Raw genomic sequence first — 270 nt, 5'->3', positions numbered from 1 at the left:
GTTGACACGGTCCAAAGACGAAGCGACCGATACCGCATGGTTCTGGGTGCGCCTGCTTGCTTTTCCTGCGTTGACGTGGTGCGTGATGTTCGGCCTGCGCCGGCACTACTACGATGAGCAGATGCAGCGACTTCAGGCCGAACGCGGCGTGCGTGCTGAAGATCGGGAGAAGGCGTTGCAGTTCGCGCGTGAACCGCTCGCTGTCCTGGGCTACACGTATTTGACCGCATTGGGCAGTACGGACGCCGCGGTCAAGCTAGCGAGGGGTGA

Annotated in this window: 1 protein-coding gene; it reads left to right on the top strand. The window is 61.5% G+C overall.

All coding sequences use genetic code 11. From position 1 onward, the window contains the following. A partial coding sequence (locus SB754_RS20410) for a hypothetical protein (protein ID WP_410784184.1) occupies positions 1–270 on the top strand: 270 nt, incomplete at both ends.

It is taken from the genome of Leifsonia sp. SIMBA_070, assembly GCF_046534635.1.
Taxonomy (GTDB): domain Bacteria; phylum Actinomycetota; class Actinomycetes; order Actinomycetales; family Microbacteriaceae; genus Leifsonia.
Note: the sequence above shows the minus strand (reverse complement) of the source record. Positions and strands in the feature narration are given on the sequence as shown.